Genomic DNA, 16,964 nt, shown 5'->3' on the forward strand with positions numbered 1-16,964 from the left:
ATTAGCGATATCAGTTCAGTAGATGCCTTGATGGGTTTTAATGGCCCACAGCAATGTTAAATAGTTAAATAGATCCCCTTAGAGGCGGGAGAAGGTCAAAAAAGAGTAGTCGCAACCTTGATTTACGCTAACGCTGTCAATAGAGTAGCCGCTGTTAATCGAATCTCATAGTCGACGAGGTCGCTTTGTCTCATTTTCATCAAGCCATTGCTCGGTTGATAGAGCAAATCAAGAACGCAAAGGATAACGACGTTCGTTTTGTCCAAACATTAATAGGACCACCGCCTTTTGCGTTGATCGATTGGCTTGAAGCCCAGCCTCTATTTCCCAAATTTTATTGGCAGTCTCGTGATGGACGCGAAGAGGTGGTGGCTGTTGGTCAATTGTATACCTTTACCGAACCGGCCCCTGCTTATGCGATATTAGGCGATAATCAGCGCGTTTGGGGTGGGCGCTCGTTTGATGGTCAGACCGATAAAAATCGGCGCTGTATGTCATCGTTTTTTTTCTTACCGCAAGTGGAAATTATCCGTTTTGATCAGCATTGGAGCGTAGCTGCCAATTTTATCGCCCAAGATCGCCAGCGTACGTTAGCCACCTTAACGAAGTTACACGTCGATGTTGAAGAACTATCGCGCTTACACAGTCAAGTGTTAGACGTTGAACATCTGCCTAGTCCAATCGATTGGAACCAATTAGTCGGTCAGGCATTGGCGGCGATTGAGCAGCAGCAGTTCAAAAAAGTGGTGTTAGCTCGCCAAACGCGCTTAACCCTTGATAACGCGATAAGTGCTGCGCAATTACTCAAAGCCAGTATTGCTGATAACCAGCGCAGTTTTCATTTTTTGTTAGCTTTGGATAGTAAACACAGTTTTATCGGCTCAACGCCAGAGCGTCTATACTGTCGCCAAGGGCAAGAGTTACAAACGGAAGCCTTGGCCGGAACCATTGGCCGTGGCGATACGGCTAAGCAGGATCAACAACTGGCGGATTGGCTCATTCATGACGGTAAAAACCTCAATGAAAACCAATATGTAGTGGATGATATTATTGAGCGTTTAACGCCTTTGGCTGAGCAGGTTGAAGTGGAAAGCAACGCGCAGTTACTGACGCTGCGTCAAGTACAGCATTTAAAGCGTGATATTGTCGCGCAGCTCAAGCCAAGCGTGAATGGGGTGCAGTTACTAAGCGCGCTACAACCAACCGCTGCCGTCGCGGGATTGCCTCGCCAACCTGCGTTAGAGTTTATCACCGAACATGAACCGTTTGCTCGCGGTTGGTACGCAGGTTCGATGGGCTATTTTAGTCATCAACAAGCGCAATTTTGTGTCGCTATCCGTAGTGCGTTGGTGGTGGACAATTGTGTTCAGCTTTATGCGGGTGCCGGCATTGTACCGGGCTCTATCGCTGAGCATGAATGGCAAGAGCTGGATAAAAAAATGTCCACCTTACTCAGTTTGATCACCAATCAACCACCATTAGGGATCGCCTTATGAATCAAGACCAAGCATTACTGAATCGAATTTGGTCGCAGACTCTATTAGAAGAGTTGACTCGCTTTGGCGTTACTCAAGTGTGTATCGCGCCCGGTTCGCGTTCGACGCCACTGACTTTAGAAGCCGCGGCTAATCAACAACTGCAAATCCATACTCACTTTGATGAGCGTGGTCTAGGATTTTTAGCCCTCGGTTTAGCCAAAGCCAGTCAAACACCGGTGGCGGTGATTGTCACTTCCGGCACCGCCGTGGCTAATTTACTCCCGGCGATTGCTGAGTCTAAATTGACCGGAGAAAAACTGATTGTGTTAACCGCCGATCGTCCGCGAGAGCTAGTGGATTGTGGGGCTAATCAGGCGATTGAGCAAAGTAACATTTATGGCTCGCATGTAACTCAAGCTATTGATTTGCCAAGCCCAACCTTGCGCTTACCATTATCTTGGTTATTAACCACACTGGATGATGCTTTGCATCAGCAAGCGATGTTTGGCGGCTCGGTTCATATTAACTGTCCCTATCCAGAACCACTTTATTCCAGCCATGAGCGTGAGTTATACGCCGACTATCTCGCGACGGTTGATGAATGGCGTCAAGGTCAGCAGCCTTACAGCCAACGTTATCAAACTCTGAGCGCACCACTGCCAAGTGATAACGCACTGTTAAGCCAAAAAGGGTTAGTGATCATTGGCTCTTTACCCTTAGTTCAAGCTCAAGCGGCGTTAACGTTTGCCCAGCAACTTGGTTGGCCGGTGCTGTGCGATCCTCAATCTGGGGTGAGCAGTGAATGGGCCCACTACGATTTATGGCTACAAAACAGCACGGCAAGAGCGCAACTGAGTGAATGCCAGCATGTGGTTCAATTTGGCGCTCGAATCGTTTCCAAACGTTTAAGCCAGTGGTTAGAACAACAACTGATAAAGACTAACTGTAATTACACCTATGTTAGCCCACAAGTCGCGCGCAATAACCCTAGCCATGCGGCGCAGCAGCATTGGCTGTGCGATGCTCTATCTTGGGTTGAGCATCAATTGGCTAAGCAGCACCCATTGCAAACCCTACATGCTGGTTGGGCAGATGAGCTGAAAGCGTATGCCTCAAGCATTGCCCAGCTTGCAAAGCTGCATCTATCGCAACCTCAGTTGAGTGAAGTGGCGGTGGCTTTGGATCTCACCGAGCGTGGCGCTGCCAGTACTCTGTTTATTGGTAATAGTTTAATCGTGCGTTTAGTGGATATGTTCAGTGAGCTCAAACAGTGTGAGGTATTTTCCAATCGCGGCGCATCAGGGATTGATGGACTGGTGGCGACGGCTGCAGGGGTTCAGCGAGCATTGAATAAACCGATGTTGATGTTACTCGGTGATACCTCATTTTTGTATGATCTCAATTCGTTAGCTTTAGTACGCACGCCACCACAACCGCTAGTGATTGTGGTGATAAATAACGATGGCGGCGCCATTTTTGATTTATTACCTGTTCCCGACGAGCAGCGCTCAGCCTTATATCAAATGCCACATGGTTTAACGTTTGAGTTCGCGGCTAAGCAATTTGCCCTCGATTATCAAGCCCCAGAAACCCTAGTGACTTATCAACAAGCCATTGACCAGCACTTAAACGCCGGAAAAGGGACGTTAGTGATTGAGGTGATAACCCCATCACAACAAGCCGCTGAGCATCTTAAGCAACTGATATCACAAATTCATGCTTTATAGTCAGTGGTTAGCGAAGATTGAGCCGATTCAACCAGCACAGAATAACCCTGTGCAGCCGGTGGTGGTTTTTCTGCATGGTTTTTTGGGCTCAAGTCAAGATTGGCAAATGGTTGTCGAGCAGCTGCGTGGCGCGTATTCGCTGTTATCGATTGATTTGCCGGGACACGGTCAGAGTCGCGATCTTGGTTGCAGTGATTTTGCTGATGCTTGTCAGCAGATAGCGCAAGTTGTCACCGCTCATTGTCCTCCGACAACGCCTATCTGGTTGGTTGGCTACTCACTGGGGGCAAGATTGGCAATGCTGGGTTGCACTCATGGCTGGTTTGATGCGCTCAATATTCAAGGCTTAGTCATTGAAGGTGGTCACTTGGGGTTGACTACTGAGGAAGAGAAGCACGCTCGTTGGCAGCACGACCAACATTGGGCTACGCGCTTTGCTCACCAACCGATTGCTCAAGTTCTCAGCGATTGGTATCAGCAAGCGGTATTTTCTTCACTGAATCATGAGCAAAGACAAACCTTAGTCACATTACGTAGTGATAACCTTGGTCCTGCGGTTGCAAAAATGCTATTGGCTACTTCGTTGGCAAGGCAACCGGATGTGCGCTCGTCGTTATCCCTTGTCCCGTTTTGCGTCCATTACGTATGTGGACAAAATGATGCTAAATTTTATTCACTTGCTCAGCGCAGTGGTTTGCATTACCACGTTGTTGAGCAGGCTGGACACAATGTTCATCATGAACAACCGCAAGCTTTTGCTCAGCTGATGATTGAGTTAATGGCATGTAGCAACGCTGAACGTTAATTATAAACCTAGACAATAACAGTGGAAATTCACCATGGCTAAAACAGTAGGCATTTCAGAACAAGAACTCTATGCTCCCGTTGAATGGCAAGATTGCAGCGGCGATTATCAAGATATTCACTATCACAAATCGGCTGATGGCATTGCAAAAATCACCATTGCACGTCCGCAGGTGCGTAATGCGTTTCGCCCACTGACCGTGAAAGAGATGATCCATGCTTTAGCCGATGCACGCTACGATGAAGGTGTTGGGGTGATCATTTTAACCGGTCTTGGTGAAAAAGCATTTTGCTCTGGGGGCGATCAAAAAATTCGTGGCGATTACGGCGGTTATCAAGACGATAGTGGTACTCATCATCTCAATGTATTGGATTTTCAGCGTCAAATTCGCACTTGCCCTAAGCCGGTGATTGCTTCTGTTGCTGGTTGGGCTGTTGGTGGTGGCCATGTATTACATATGATGTGTGATTTAACCATTGCTGCCGACAATGCTCAGTTTGGTCAAACTGGCCCTAAAGTTGGCTCGTTCGATGGTGGCTGGGGCGCATCGTATATGGCGCGGATCGTGGGGCAGAAGAAAGCGCGGGAAATTTGGTTCCTATGCCGTTTTTACGATGCGCAAGAAGCCTTAGATATGGGCTTAGTCAATACCGTAGTGGCGGTTGAAGATTTAGAAAAAGAGACTGTGCGTTGGTGCCGTGAAGTGCTGCAACACAGTCCAATGGCGCTGCGCTGTTTAAAAGCGGCGCTGAATGCCGACTGTGATGGGCAAGCGGGTCTGCAAGAGTTAGCGGGCAATGCGACCATGCTGTTCTACATGACCGAAGAAGGGCAAGAGGGCCGCAACGCGTTTAATGAAAAACGTCGTCCAGACTTTAATAAATTCCCCCGCAACCCGTAATTCATCGCTTTAGCTCTATCTCTTATCGGTCATATTGGATCCGATGAGGGATAGACGTCTTCCACCGCATTTAACTAAAAGGATCCATCATGCGCAGTGCCAAGCTTTATCAATATCAATTACCCATGGATAGCGGCGTGATTCTTCGCGATCAAAAACTGACTCAACGTGAAGGATTTATTGTTGAACTAGAGCAAGATGGGAAAATGGGTCGCGGAGAGATTGCGCCATTGATAGGCGTTAGCCGCGAGTCTTTGCAAGAAGCAGGAGCGCTAGCGAAAGAGCAATTAGCCTTGTGGGTACAAGGGAAAGAGGGCCATATCGATAATGGTTTTCCTTCGGTGGCGTTTGGCTTATCGATGGCGCAGATGGAGCTAGCAGGTGAGCTCACTCTAGAGGGGCAATACCATTGCGCCCCATTGTGTAGTGGCGATCCTGATGAGTTGATCCCGTTACTTAACGCTATGCCAGGTCAGAAAGTTGCCAAAGTTAAAGTGGGTCTCTATGAGCCGATCCGCGATGGCATGCTGGTGAATTTGTTTTTAGAGTCGATGCCAGATCTGCAATTGCGGCTTGATGCCAATCAAGCATGGAGTAAAGAGAAAGCGGCTAAATTTGCTCAATATGTCTCGCCTTCGGTGCGCGGCAGGATAGCGTTTTTAGAAGAGCCTTGTCGCTCACCAAGCGATAGCCTTGCTTTTGCGATTGATAGCGGGATTGCCATAGCGTGGGATGAAACCTTACAACATGCGGTGCAGCAAGCGGATTTTCAGTTAGAAGATTTAACCGGAGCCAAAGCGATCGTGATTAAACCGACACTGATTGGCTCAGTGCAACGTTGCCAAGCTCTGATTGAAAAAGCGCGCAGTTTGGGCATTCAAGCGGTGATCAGCTCGAGTTTAGAATCAAGCTTAGGTTTAACTCAGCTCGCTCGGTTATCCCATTGGTTGTTGCCAGAGACTATCCCCGGCTTAGATACGATCGGTTTATTTAAAGCCCAGCTAGAAACACCTTGGCCGGGCTGCGCCTTACCAATCCACAGCTTAGATCAACAAACACTCGTGTGGCAATCCGCTTAATGAATACTCCGTGGCGACAGTGGCAGCAGCGCGATCCGCAGCGTATTGCGTTGCAGCTTGAGCAGCAAACACTCACTTGGCAGCAAGTGACCGAACAAGTGGATCAGTACGCCGCCGCACTGGAGCTGGCCGGTTTACGGTCTGGTGATGTGTTAACTTTGGTGGGTAAAAATCAGCCATCAATATTGTGGTGGCTATTAGCCGCTATGCAGCAAGGGGTTATTTGTGCCATCACTATGCCGCAGCCCGCTGCGCAACTGACAGAAAAACTCACTCGTCTGTATGGCTCTCAGCCTGCTTGGTTATGGTTATCACCATCACTCAACGCCTTGAGCGATGAACTGAAAGCATCTTATCCATCACCATTGCAACTGATTGAGCCGCCTAGCGATCAAGTCTTTTCAAGCGCGGGTTCTTCAATTGCGGTATTAGATAGAGATAGAGATGGAGGAGTTGCTTGCTCTGCCGCTTATGCGTTGGATAATCTGGCGACGCTTATTTTTACCTCTGGTTCCATGGGCGTCCCTAAAGCGGTGGCTCATACCCATCGTCAGCATTTTGCTTCTGCTAAGGGCTTATTAGCACGGTTTGCGTTTACCGAGCAAGATACTTGGCTACTCAGTTTACCCCTTTATCATGTCTCTGGACTGGCGATTGTTTATCGCTGGCTCGCGGTCGGTGGCTGTTTAAAACTGGGCACGGGTCAATTACTCGATGATATTCAGCAGGTCAGTCACGCTTCTCTAGTCGTCACGCAACTGCAACGACTGTTAGCCAGCCAACAACCCCTCAGCTTAAGCCATGTTTTATTGGGTGGCAGCCATATCCCACTGACCCTCGCTCAGCAAGCGGCTCAGCAAGGGATTGAAACTTGGATTGGTTATGGGATGACGGAAGCGGCCTCTACGGTGACCGCCAAACCGGTAGATGAGACAGCGAGTGCTGGTCAAGTGCTACCGAAACGGCAAGTAAAAGTAGTCGATAGACGAATTTGGATAGCAGGGGAAACCCTCGCCAGTGGTTATTATCAACAAGGGATACTCACGCCATTAACCAATCAAGATGGTTGGTTTGATAGTGGTGATATGGGGGCTTGGTATGGCGATGAACTGTGTATTATTGGCCGCGCGGATAACTTGTTTATCTCGGGCGGAGAAAATATTCACTGTGAAGAAATTGAAACCGTGTTAGCTCGTCATCCGCTGATTGAGTTGGCGGTAGTTGTCCCCGTGCAAGACGCCGAATTTGGCGCGCGCAGTATTGCCGTGCTGCGTTGTCATTCATTACCCGATCAAAAGCAACTTGGTGAATGGTTGGCCGATAAGCTGGAAAAATTCAAACATCCCATCGCTTACTGGCAGCTGCCTGACACTCTGACTGAGAGTGGTATCAAGATTTCACGCCAAGCGGTCAAGAACTGGTTTGCCGATCAGCAAAGTCGTTATACACCACTAGACTAGACTAGACCTATCAGCGCCAATCCCCACGTAGCTGAGCGACTTTTTGTTGCATCAATTCGGTGTTGGCCTGTCCACTACTTACCGCTTCACCGGCTTCAATCTCGATTTTTCCGCGCAATTTACGAGGCAGGCTACAACAAGCACGACCGTTGTAGCGGCTAAAAAAGCTACCCCATAAGCCTTTAATGGCCATCGGGATCACCGGAACTGGGCTGCGTTTTAAAATCACGTCTATTCCGCGCATAAAAGGAGCGATCTCGCCATCACTGGTTAGGCGGCCTTCGGGGAAAATACACACCAAGTGGCCTTCTTGCAGCGCTTGATCGACTTCAGCAAAGGCGCGGCGAATCGAACTGCGTTTATTGGCACAAATCGGGATCACCCCAGCTCGATTGAGTAACGGCCTTAAGATAGGAATATTCGCGTAATCTTCTTCCATGACAAAGCGGATCAAACGTGGGCAAACCGCGCTGAGCAATAACGCGTCCATATAACTGACATGATTACAGACAATCAGCGCGCCGCCTTGCTCAGGCAGATGGTGTAAATTTTTGTGCTTCATTCGATAAATGCTGTGGGTTAAGGCCCACACCACCAAGCGCAGCACAAAAATAGGTACTTGTAAGAACAGGTAAGTTGTCACTAACACATTGAGCACCGCAAGTAGGATAAACAGCTGCACAATAGTTAATTCAAGTAGGCTTAAGCAGACAATACCGAGCAGTGCGCTGCCCACCATAAATAGCGCGTTATAGATATTTAACGCCGCGATGACTTGTGCTCGTTCAGTGACTTTGGCTCTTTGCTGAAGCAGAGCATAAAGTGGCACAATAAAAATACCGCCAGAGACGCCCAATAACAGTAAATAACTAAACAGGGGCCATAGAGCTTGGTGGCTAATAAAATCACTAAATTGTGTAAAAGGAGGTAAAACAGCGGGAACGCTGGCGGCCATCAGATAGCCAAATAAGCTAATACCTAAACTGCCGAGTGGTACCAGTCCGACTTCGATTCGATGGTTAGAGAGTTTGTCACAGGTGAGTGAGCCTATCGCAATTCCAACAGAGAATAAGGCTAGCAAAAATGACACCGCGCTTTCGGTGCCACCGAGAAACAGTTTAGTGAAATTTGGAAACTGGGTGAGATAAGTCGCGCCTAGAAACCAAAACCAACTGATCGCCATGATCGATTGAAAAATGGTTCTGTCTTGTTTGGCTATCGCCAGCGTAGTGCGGGTATGCTGAACAGGACGAAAAGTAAAAACCAAGTTTGGATCGCTGGCTGGGGCGATAGGAATAGAGCGACTAGCAAGATAGCCGAGTAAGGCGAAAAGGATAACCGCTCCGGCGGCAATATAATGAGCATGATCGAGCGAAGCAATAACACCAGCGCCAATCGTGCCGAGTAATATAGCGAGAAAGGTACCGGTTTCCACTAACGCATTGCCCGGAACCAGTTCATTGGTTTTTAATTGTTGAGGCAGCAGCGCGTATTTGACCGGACCAAAAAACGCCGATTGGGTGCCCATTAAAAACAGCATAAACAGTAGAAGACCATAGCTTTGGGTGATAAAACCTATCGCACCAATACACATAATGGCGATTTCAAACAGTTTTACGCGGCGGATAAACCACGATTTTTCGTATTTATCGGCTAATACCCCCGCTGAGGCTGAAAATAAGAAAAACGGTAACACGAATAAGCCGGCAGCAAGGTTAATAAATAGGTGACTGGAGATGGATAACGTATCCACAGCGGCAAAAGCCACAAACAGCAACAACACGTTTTTAAAGATATTATCGTTAAACGCCCCAAAAAATTGGGTGATAAAATACGGAAGAAAACGTCGTTGTGTTAACAATGAAGATTGAGAACTGTGCATGGTTTTGCCTTAATGGTTACCAGTTAGCCAAATATTGGCTCAGTAAATCTTCAATCAATGCTTTACCATCGACCGGCTCAGCGGTAAAAAATTTATCATCAACACTCAGTAACGTAATGCCATGCACCCCAGCCCATAAAACGCGACTCGTGCGTAATACTTCTTGTGCACTGCGATGAGGGGCAATGACTTGTAACAGCGACTCTAGCATGGTAGTCATGCCGTTGATTCGTTCTGCTTGCCATTCTGGAAGATCTTCGCCATTCATATTGTGTTCAAAAATCAACTGCCAGCGGTAGGGGTGCTTTTGAGCAAAGTCATGATAACAGTAGGCCAGTTTATACAGCGCTTTTTTAGGGTCTGCGCATTTTTTTACGGCTAACTTAGATTCTGAAGCCAGCTCATCGAGCGTTTGTGCAACAACATGTAAAAGCAGCAAGTTATAGCTACCAAATACATTGACCAAGGTGCTTGGCACATAACCTATCATACTGGCGATTTTTCTTAGGCTAAGTTCATGATAAGAGTGCTTGCTTAAGAAAGCTTTACTGGCTTTTAAAGTAAGAGAGATCAACTCTTCGCGAGTATGATCGTTGCGTCTGGCCATAAGTTGTTGTTAAACCGCATAATCAAAAAAGAACAATGTTCGATATTCTAGAGAGTGTCTGGGAGAGCGTCAACTCAATAAGGCTGCAATATTCTGATACATGTCAGTCAGGCAAAAGGTTTGCTTAGCGTCTTGAAGTGACTATGATGACAAAGAATAAAAGCCTTTTGTACCTAATGACATCCCCTGAGGAAATATATGAAGCGTTTGTTTTCTTTTATGGCGTTACTGATGATCACTGTCATGGTGATTCCTGATGCTGAAGCTCGACGGATGGGCGGTGGTAAATCGTTTGGTCAGAACCATCGAACCGCGCCTGCACAAAATCATCAACAACAACAAGCGACTCCGCAACGTCAGCAAAATAATCAGCAACCTGCTGCGACCAACAGTCGCGGAGGTTTAATGGGCGGCCTGATGGGTGGCTTACTCGCCGGCGGCCTACTGGCTGCGTTTTTTGGTGGTGCCTTTGAAGGTATCCAATTTATGGATATTTTGATCTTCGGTCTGATAGGATTTGCACTCTTTAAGCTTGCTCGTCATTTTCTGGCAGGTAAGCAGGGTAGCCTTAATCCTCGTCAGCCAGCTTATAACACCAATGTACATCGCCAAAGTTTTGAGCAAGCTCCGGAGCAGGAATTTAAACCAGCAGCGAGTTCTGGGTTTGGTTCAACCATGCATAACGATGTGCCCCATAACTACCCACCTGGTTTTGATAAAATCGCCTTCATTAATGGTTCACGTGAGCATTATCGTATTTTGCAAGGTGCTTGGAACCATAACCAGCTTGAGACGATTGAGGAGTACGTGTCTGAAAGTTTATTCGCTGATCTGAAAGCTGAGCGAGAAAAGCTGGATCAACAGCCACAAACTGAAGTCATGTATGTCGATGCAGAGATTGTTCGTGCCGATTACGATGATCGTAAAGCGCAACTGAGTCTACAATTTACGGGTCGATGCCGCGACTTGGGTTCTGAAACCGAAGAAGAAATTTTAGATATTTGGCATTTAGAGCGTGATTTAACACAACCTAACGCGCCATGGTTAATTGTTGGTATTCAAGGCTGATTGATTAGCGTTGGATGATTGATGAACGCCCAAGCTTGTCTTGGGCGTTTTGCTATCTTGAGATAAGCTAATGCTACCGCTCACTACTAAAAAGGAAACATCATGTCAGAAGCGAACATTCAACACTTAACTCAAGAACAACAAGATAAAATCGATGCGGCAGTCTTTCGTCGTCTGTTAGCGCATTTAGATAATAATAAGGACGTGCAGAATATTGACCTGATGATCTTGGCTGGTTTTTGTCGTAACTGTTTTTGTAAATGGTATCAAGCGGAAGCTGAGACGATAGGGGTTGAAATGGATATTGATAAGGCGCGTGAGCGGATTTATGGCATGAGCTATGATGAGTGGAAAGCTAACTATCAATTACCGGCAACACCAGAGCAAGCGGCGGCTTTTGCCGCACGCCAGCAAAATTCTTAATCTTGGTTTTATCCCCAAACACTCTATTCTTAGGTGGTTGGGGATAAGTGAAAAGCATTTATCGAAGCAACGGCTATTGTTTTTTAAGATTATACAAAGACGCTAAATCGCCAGTAATTCTCTCGCCATTACTGTCTAATTTCATCAACATGTTTTCACCGACAAAGTATTGATTGGGCGCATCCGATTCCCCGTCTAAGGTGATGACGCTGCCATTGTTTTCCCAGTGGAATTTTCCTTGAGAGACAAATGGAGCTGCTTGCTCTTTACCTTGATAAACTTGAGTAAGTTGATAGGTCAGATCATCATTTAAGACCAAGGTATACTCAATGCCGGCACAATCCGCACAAGGGAGTACGCCTTGATAGGTCCCTTGCCAATCTAAACTATTGTAAGCGGTATGCTCACTCTTAAATGCTTCATCCATCACGGCTTCATCATCATTAACATCGATGGTCACGGGAGCGGTTTGTGACTCTACAGGGGCAGAGGCTTGCTGTTGATTATCACAGCCAGCCAACACTAAGGTCAGTGCACTGACGACAAAAAGAGATTTTTTGATCATATTCTATACCTTCAATTGAAACGGACGTTGTGATAGCCACCGGCCTTATCTATGAGCCGTTCGACGATAGTGTAAAGTCGTTGGTGACTGAGGTCGTTATTATTCATCAAATGAACGTTAACCGCGTCAGATAGGCGTCATGTTTTCGACATTCGCTGTCAGAGAACGGTCATCGTTAAAACAAAATCCACATAATCAATAGCTTGATGTTATCCCCTTCCTACTTGAAGCTGCAGCGGTGTTAGCTACGTTCGTTCATCCTAATCACATAGTCTGTCTATATTCATGGGGACTCACTTACCGCCAACCTGCAACTCCAAGTCGTTTGGAGATAGATCTATTAATTTTCAATCGTCAAGGATAGCTTTAATCCAGTTGGCCTGTAAGCTGAAACGCTTCTAACTTCGAGGTGTAAGGTGATAAGTCACCAATATTATTCGCTAGCCACTCTGGGTTGTAATAAGTATCCAAATAACGCTCACCACTGTCGCATAATAAGGTCACAATTGAGCCTTGTTCACCGCGCTGTTTCATCTCACTGGCTAATTGAAGTGCGCCATAAAGGTTGGTTCCGGTTGATGCGCCGGCTTTTCTTCCCACGATCTTTTCTAACCAATGAATGGTAGCGATACTGGCCGCATCTGGGATTTGTCTCATCTCATCAACCACATTGGGAATAAAACTCGGTTCGACACGTGGCCGGCCAATGCCTTCAATTTTACTGCCGCACTGAAGGGTTAACTCACTATTGCGCGTTTGGTAATAATCGAAGAATACCGAGTTTTCTGGGTCGACGACGCACAGCTTAGTATTATGTTGCTGATAACGGATAAAACGGCCAATGGTGGCGGAAGTCCCGCCGGTTCCCGGGCTCATCACAATCCAACTTGGAATGGGATGATCTTCCCGTTGCATTTGCTGAAAAATACTATCGGCGATATTACTGTTACCTCGCCAGTCGGTGGCTCGCTCTGCATAAGTAAATTGATCCATATAATGACCGTTTAATGCTTGTGCTAAGCGGCGAGACTCGGCATAAATTTGATCGCTGCGATCGACTAAATGTGCTTTGCCACCATAAAACTCAATTTGTTCGATTTTCTTACGCGCGGTGCATTTCGGCATCACCGCAATAAAAGGCAGGCCTAATAAGCGGGCAAAATAGGCCTCAGAAATCGCAGTGCTGCCAGAAGAGGCTTCAATAATTGGCGTATCTGGACCAACCCAGCCATTACAAATCGCGTACAAAAACAGCGAGCGAGCCAAGCGATGTTTGAGCGAGCCAGTCGGGTGCGTGCTCTCATCTTTAAGATAAAGATCAATCCCCGCAATGCTAGGCAGATCGAGCTTAATTAAATGGGTATCAGCCGAGCGTTGAAAATCGGCTTCGATTTTACGAATCGCGTTATTAATCCATTGATGGTCGGTACACATGGTGGCGTTCTCATAGTAATGACGAGCAATTGCTCATGAGTTAATGCTGCTAATGTACGTTGTGTGAGGGAGAAAAACTTGGTTATCTTGCCTTTGATTTGCTAATTTAAGAGAATTATTTCCTCTATAATATGTTATTTATAGAAATAAAAGGTGGTGGATATGGATCGCATTGATAAACAGTTACTGGCGATGTTGCAAAAAGACAGCACGTTATCACTCAATGAGCTGGCCGATGCAGTCAATTTAACCAGTACGCCATGTTGGAAACGATTGAAAAAGCTCGAAGAGTCGGGGGTGATCAGCCAACGGGTGGCGCTGCTTAATCCTGAACGTTTAGGGCTGTCTTTTATCGCTTTTGTGATGGTCAAAACCAGTGATCACTCTCATGAGTGGTATCAACGGTTCGTTAATACCGTGGAGGATTTTCCGGAAGTGATGGAGTTTTATCGCATGGCTGGTGAGTATGATTACATGATGAAAGTACTGGTCAAAGACATGAAAAATTTTGACCAGTTCTATAAAAAACTGGTCAATAGTATCGATGGTTTAAATAATGTCACTTCCACCTTTGCGATGGAGTCTTTGAAATACACCACCTCCTTACCGCTTTAAAGGGAGCGTTTTATTTAAAACGCATCACCCCTTCTTGTACCGCTGTCGCCACTAAAGCCCCTTGCTGGTTATAAATCTCACCGCGCACTAAACCACGGGTATTGCTCGCGGTTGGGCTTTCAATTGCATAAAGCAGCCATTCATCCATTTTAAACGGGCGATGGAACCAGATCGAATGATCGATCGTCGCCACTTGGAAATTCGGCGTCATCAGTGAGACTTGATGAGGATGCAGCGCGGTAACGAGAAATCCCCAGTCTGACGCATAACCGAGTAAGTATTGATGAATTAACTGATCATCAGGCACTTCACCATTCGCGCGAATCCATAAATATTGTTTAGGCTCTTCTTTTTGTGGTTTTAACGGATTAATCACCGTCACAGGGCGGATCTCAATCGGTTTTTCACCACAAAATGCGTTACGAATTTTTTCTGGCAATAAATGGGCGATTTGCGCCGCCAACTCGGATTCTGAAGCAAAGTTTTCAGGCCCAGGGATATTGGGCATCGCATTTTGGTGTTCAAACCCCGGCGCTTCACCATGATAAGAAGCGGTGAGATAAAAAATCGGTCGGCCGTTTTGAATCGCTTTGACCCGACGGGTGCTAAAGCTACGACCATCACGTAGGTTTTCTACATCATAAATAATCGGTTTTTCAGGATCGCCCGGATACAAAAAGTAGCTATGGAAGGAATGGACGGTGCGATCGGAATCTACCGTGTAACGGGCCGCCGAGAGCGCTTGCCCAATCACTTGACCGCCATAGACTTGGGGTAAACCAAGGTTCTCGCTTTCACCTCTGTACAAACCTTCTTCAAGCTTTTCAAGCTGTAGTAGGCGTAATAATTCGCTTAGTGGTTTACTCATGACCCTCACCTAATGATGGTTGTTTGTATACCCTTCCTACCTGCAACTCCAAGTGGTTTGGGCATAGACTAAAATTAGTTCACTTAAGTATTGGCTGCTATTTTGTGAAAGAGGTCAAATATTTGTCAAGAGGGAATGTGATTTATGAAACATGTTGAAACGATCCCTCTACTCTTTGCTGATGAGATAAACGTCTGAGGCTGCCATTGATACTGGCGTAGTGAAATTTTTCCAGATGAATTGATCACAATCTGTTCGGCAAGCAGTAAAGCGTGTTGACGCGCTTTATCGACCCCGCTCAACGATGACTCACCTCGGCTATTAATCACTCTAAACCAAGGCAGTTTGCTGCCTTGCGGCAATCGGATTAACACTTTTCCTACCTGACGAGCATAGCCGGGATAGCCCGCTAAATGCGCAACTTGTCCATAGGTCGCTACTCGACCAAAAGGAATTTGGTGCACCACGGCAAAGATTTGTTGAGAAAATTGGTCCATACTCATAAAGCCCTAGTTCAATGGTTACCACGGATAGGTATAAGGAGAGGGTATGATAGTGTCGGTTATGCAATTTATGATCACCATAATCTTAGCGATTGTCTGCGGTCAAGCCCTAGGTTTGAGTGAAGACAATTGGTCATTGATCGCTTTATTAGTCCCAGCACTGTGGGTGTTGCCTCGCAGTGGTAATGCGGGCTTGGTGTTGTTGGGCGGTTTACTGGTCTATGGCTTCACGCTGTCTTACCAGCCAGCCGCATTATCTGTGAGTATGTGGGTTATTTTCCCATTACTGATGGTCGCTTTTTCTGCGCCACGCCATAAAGGGGTAATGGTGATTTGTGGTTTGATCTTGCTGACGCTGCAAGTCGGAATTATGACTACCCAATCAGCAGGTAAGCTTGATGGCACGCCGACAATGACGGTATTACAAATACTCTCGGTGAGCGCGATATGGTGGGCAGTTAATAGTTGGAAATACACGCCTTCATCGGCTCGCCACTGGTGGGCATTATTATTGTTGCTGCCTTTGTGGATTGCTGAATTTACCTTCGCAGTTGTGATCTCATTGTGCGTGACTGGATTAATCGCCATCATCAATAAACTGGTGAAGCAAAGAGCAGAGCATTGGTCAACGTTATTGTGCTGGACGCTACCGTCGGTGGCGTTTATGGGCATCGTGCTGGCTCCGGCCATCGAAGTACCCAAACCGGTCTTCGTATTTTGGTTATGTCTACTCGCAACGGCGTGGATGACGGACTACCTTCTAAAAAGCAGTGAAGAGCAGATAGAGTAGTACAAAACTCCACCATCATTGCCTGAGAATAAAAAGATTGCTCAATTGCTGCCCAGTTAACTCGCCTTTATTGATTTTATGAGAGCGGAGGGTTGCAATAGAGGAGGGGATGCCGGATAATCCTCGCACTCTTTAGCCAAGGCGCTAAAGTGCTCTATGGAGGCCCTGGTCCTCCCGCAACACTAGTTCGTGAACTTGGTCAGGTCCGGAAGGAAGCAGCCACAGCGAATGACGTGTGTGCCGGGATGTGGCTGGGGCTTCCACCCATCTAGCCTCTAGCGGCACTCAGTACTCTAATACTCCCTAATATCATTTCACAGTTTGATATACTTTTACGGTAAAAATCCTATTTTTTCGCTATGTGAGCCATTTTATATCGTTGGTATTAAAGCAAGCGGTCGAACAAAAATATGTTCTATTGCCGATAACCATAGTTAACACGGTTGTAGGCATTTGTGAGTTACAGCGCTTACTAAATTAGAAAGTTACAGATTAGATGGTGTATTGCAAACCCCCTTTTCAGAAGGGGTAGAGACGAGAGTATATCGCATTGTAAGAAACCTCTCTTTCCATGTTCGTCAGAGAAGCTTTTCACCGCTTATCAAACCGTCGAATCTAGTCGATATACTAATCGATTACATCATGCTTTCGGTGTAATGAGTGTCGGAAGAGCATTCTATATTTATATTTATTTCTGACGAAGTAATCCGTTTCCATACAAAATGGCGTAGCAAACATTCACAGCAGAACTAATGTAGA

15 protein-coding genes, 1 other RNA gene and 1 pseudogene are annotated in these 16,964 nt (G+C 46.5%); 11 read left to right on the forward strand and 6 right to left on the reverse strand.

Annotated features, from left to right (window positions below; all coding sequences use genetic code 11):
- The first annotated feature begins 185 nt into the window (after positions 1 to 185).
- The 6 genes from CAG58_RS08665 (at position 186) to menE (ending at position 7,450) form a co-directional block, all read left to right on the forward strand.
- Positions 186 to 1,496, forward strand: a complete 1,311-nt coding sequence (locus CAG58_RS08665) for an isochorismate synthase (RefSeq protein ID WP_161425756.1) — start codon at positions 186 to 188, stop codon at positions 1,494 to 1,496.
- A complete protein-coding gene (gene menD / locus CAG58_RS08670) occupies positions 1,493 to 3,205 on the forward strand; it encodes a 2-succinyl-5-enolpyruvyl-6-hydroxy-3-cyclohexene-1-carboxylic-acid synthase (protein ID WP_161425757.1) in 1,713 nt (570 codons plus the stop codon). The genes CAG58_RS08665 and menD overlap by 4 nt, the downstream gene beginning before the upstream one ends.
- Entirely contained in the window at positions 3,195 to 4,010 is an 816-nt protein-coding gene (gene menH, locus CAG58_RS08675; protein ID WP_161425758.1) for a 2-succinyl-6-hydroxy-2,4-cyclohexadiene-1-carboxylate synthase, read from the forward strand. The genes menD and menH overlap by 11 nt, the downstream gene beginning before the upstream one ends.
- Before the next feature lie 34 nt (positions 4,011 to 4,044).
- Positions 4,045 to 4,911 carry a 1,4-dihydroxy-2-naphthoyl-CoA synthase gene (menB, locus tag CAG58_RS08680; protein ID WP_158138198.1) on the forward strand — a complete coding sequence of 289 codons (867 nt, stop codon included), beginning with the start codon at positions 4,045 to 4,047 and terminating at the stop codon, positions 4,909 to 4,911.
- Positions 4,912 to 5,000: 89 nt separating this feature from the next.
- The gene (gene menC, locus CAG58_RS08685) at positions 5,001 to 5,990 is read left to right on the forward strand and encodes an o-succinylbenzoate synthase (protein WP_161425759.1); all 990 of its coding nucleotides are present in this window, start codon (positions 5,001 to 5,003) and stop codon (positions 5,988 to 5,990) included.
- The gene (gene menE / locus CAG58_RS08690) at positions 5,990 to 7,450 is read left to right on the forward strand and encodes an o-succinylbenzoate--CoA ligase (RefSeq protein WP_161425760.1); all 1,461 of its coding nucleotides are present in this window, start codon (positions 5,990 to 5,992) and stop codon (positions 7,448 to 7,450) included. Before menC ends, menE begins: the two co-directional genes overlap by 1 nt.
- A 10-nt stretch (positions 7,451 to 7,460) precedes the next feature.
- Here menE and CAG58_RS08695 read toward each other — a convergent pair whose 3' ends face one another.
- Positions 7,461 to 9,332 carry an MFS transporter gene (locus tag CAG58_RS08695; RefSeq protein WP_161425761.1) on the reverse strand — a complete coding sequence of 624 codons (1,872 nt, stop codon included), beginning with the start codon at positions 9,330 to 9,332 and terminating at the stop codon, positions 7,461 to 7,463.
- A 16-nt stretch (positions 9,333 to 9,348) separates the two neighbouring features.
- Positions 9,349 to 9,939 carry a TetR/AcrR family transcriptional regulator gene (locus CAG58_RS08700; protein WP_154168549.1) on the reverse strand — a complete coding sequence of 197 codons (591 nt, stop codon included), beginning with the start codon at positions 9,937 to 9,939 and terminating at the stop codon, positions 9,349 to 9,351.
- A gap of 198 nt (positions 9,940 to 10,137) precedes the next feature.
- Between CAG58_RS08700 and CAG58_RS08705 the strand changes: the two genes are divergently transcribed.
- Together CAG58_RS08705 and CAG58_RS08710 are read left to right on the forward strand one after the other, a co-directional pair.
- Positions 10,138 to 11,007, forward strand: coding sequence for a Tim44 domain-containing protein (locus tag CAG58_RS08705; RefSeq protein ID WP_154168547.1), 870 nt, complete (start codon positions 10,138 to 10,140; stop codon positions 11,005 to 11,007).
- Positions 11,008 to 11,109: 102 nt separating this feature from the next.
- On the forward strand, positions 11,110 to 11,430 hold the full coding sequence (locus tag CAG58_RS08710; protein WP_154168545.1) for a DUF1244 domain-containing protein: 321 nt from the start codon (positions 11,110 to 11,112) through the stop codon (positions 11,428 to 11,430).
- Between the two features lie 73 nt (positions 11,431 to 11,503).
- On the opposite strand, the gene CAG58_RS08715 is transcribed toward CAG58_RS08710, so the two are convergent.
- A complete protein-coding gene (locus CAG58_RS08715) occupies positions 11,504 to 11,992 on the reverse strand; it encodes a copper resistance protein NlpE N-terminal domain-containing protein (RefSeq protein ID WP_161425767.1) in 489 nt (162 codons plus the stop codon).
- 369 nt (positions 11,993 to 12,361) lie between these two features.
- Complete coding sequence (locus tag CAG58_RS08720) at positions 12,362 to 13,429, reverse strand: PLP-dependent cysteine synthase family protein (protein ID WP_158138206.1); 1,068 nt, start codon at positions 13,427 to 13,429, stop codon at positions 12,362 to 12,364.
- A 162-nt stretch (positions 13,430 to 13,591) separates the two neighbouring features.
- On the opposite strand from CAG58_RS08720, the gene CAG58_RS08725 reads away from it, so the two are divergent.
- Positions 13,592 to 14,044, forward strand: coding sequence for an Lrp/AsnC family transcriptional regulator (locus tag CAG58_RS08725; protein ID WP_202598237.1), 453 nt, complete (start codon positions 13,592 to 13,594; stop codon positions 14,042 to 14,044).
- A gap of 10 nt (positions 14,045 to 14,054) precedes the next feature.
- Here the strand turns inward: CAG58_RS08725 and tesB are convergent, their stop codons facing one another.
- Positions 14,055 to 14,912: an acyl-CoA thioesterase II gene (gene tesB, locus CAG58_RS08730; RefSeq protein WP_161425763.1), complete on the reverse strand. Its 858-nt coding sequence runs from the start codon at positions 14,910 to 14,912 to the stop codon at positions 14,055 to 14,057.
- A 197-nt stretch (positions 14,913 to 15,109) separates the two neighbouring features.
- Positions 15,110 to 15,409: pseudogene (locus tag CAG58_RS08735) on the reverse strand (MGMT family protein); the annotation flags it as partial.
- A 52-nt stretch (positions 15,410 to 15,461) separates the two neighbouring features.
- Between CAG58_RS08735 and CAG58_RS08740 the strand changes: the two are divergent.
- Entirely contained in the window at positions 15,462 to 16,205 is a 744-nt protein-coding gene (locus CAG58_RS08740; protein WP_161425765.1) for a hypothetical protein, read from the forward strand.
- Positions 16,206 to 16,368: 163 nt separating this feature from the next.
- Positions 16,369 to 16,465, forward strand: an RNA gene (gene ffs / locus CAG58_RS08745) — signal recognition particle sRNA small type.
- Positions 16,466 to 16,964: the final 499 nt, after the last annotated feature.

The sequence above is a fragment of the Vibrio sp. V31_P5A7T61 genome (assembly GCF_009904895.1).
GTDB classification, from domain to species: Bacteria; Pseudomonadota; Gammaproteobacteria; order Enterobacterales; family Vibrionaceae; genus Vibrio; species Vibrio metschnikovii.

Excerpts from the sequence above, each read along its gene's own strand:
- menE (WP_161425760.1), top strand. The coding sequence starts at position 5,990 with ATGAATACTCCGTGGCGACAGTGGCAGCAGCGCGATCCGCAGCGTATT.
- CAG58_RS08705 (WP_154168547.1), top strand. The coding sequence starts at position 10,138 with ATGAAGCGTTTGTTTTCTTTTATGGCGTTACTGATGATCACTGTCATG.
- CAG58_RS08725 (WP_202598237.1), top strand. The coding sequence starts at position 13,592 with ATGGATCGCATTGATAAACAGTTACTGGCGATGTTGCAAAAAGACAGC.
- tesB (WP_161425763.1), bottom strand. The coding sequence starts at position 14,912 with ATGAGTAAACCACTAAGCGAATTATTACGCCTACTACAGCTTGAAAAG.
- menC (WP_161425759.1), top strand. The coding sequence starts at position 5,001 with ATGCGCAGTGCCAAGCTTTATCAATATCAATTACCCATGGATAGCGGC.
- menD (WP_161425757.1), top strand. The coding sequence starts at position 1,493 with ATGAATCAAGACCAAGCATTACTGAATCGAATTTGGTCGCAGACTCTA.
- CAG58_RS08740 (WP_161425765.1), top strand. The coding sequence starts at position 15,462 with ATGATAGTGTCGGTTATGCAATTTATGATCACCATAATCTTAGCGATT.
- menB (WP_158138198.1), top strand. The coding sequence starts at position 4,045 with ATGGCTAAAACAGTAGGCATTTCAGAACAAGAACTCTATGCTCCCGTT.
- menH (WP_161425758.1), top strand. The coding sequence starts at position 3,195 with ATGCTTTATAGTCAGTGGTTAGCGAAGATTGAGCCGATTCAACCAGCA.
- CAG58_RS08710 (WP_154168545.1), top strand. The coding sequence starts at position 11,110 with ATGTCAGAAGCGAACATTCAACACTTAACTCAAGAACAACAAGATAAA.
- CAG58_RS08720 (WP_158138206.1), bottom strand. The coding sequence starts at position 13,429 with ATGTGTACCGACCATCAATGGATTAATAACGCGATTCGTAAAATCGAA.
- CAG58_RS08700 (WP_154168549.1), bottom strand. The coding sequence starts at position 9,939 with ATGGCCAGACGCAACGATCATACTCGCGAAGAGTTGATCTCTCTTACT.
- CAG58_RS08695 (WP_161425761.1), bottom strand. The coding sequence starts at position 9,332 with ATGCACAGTTCTCAATCTTCATTGTTAACACAACGACGTTTTCTTCCG.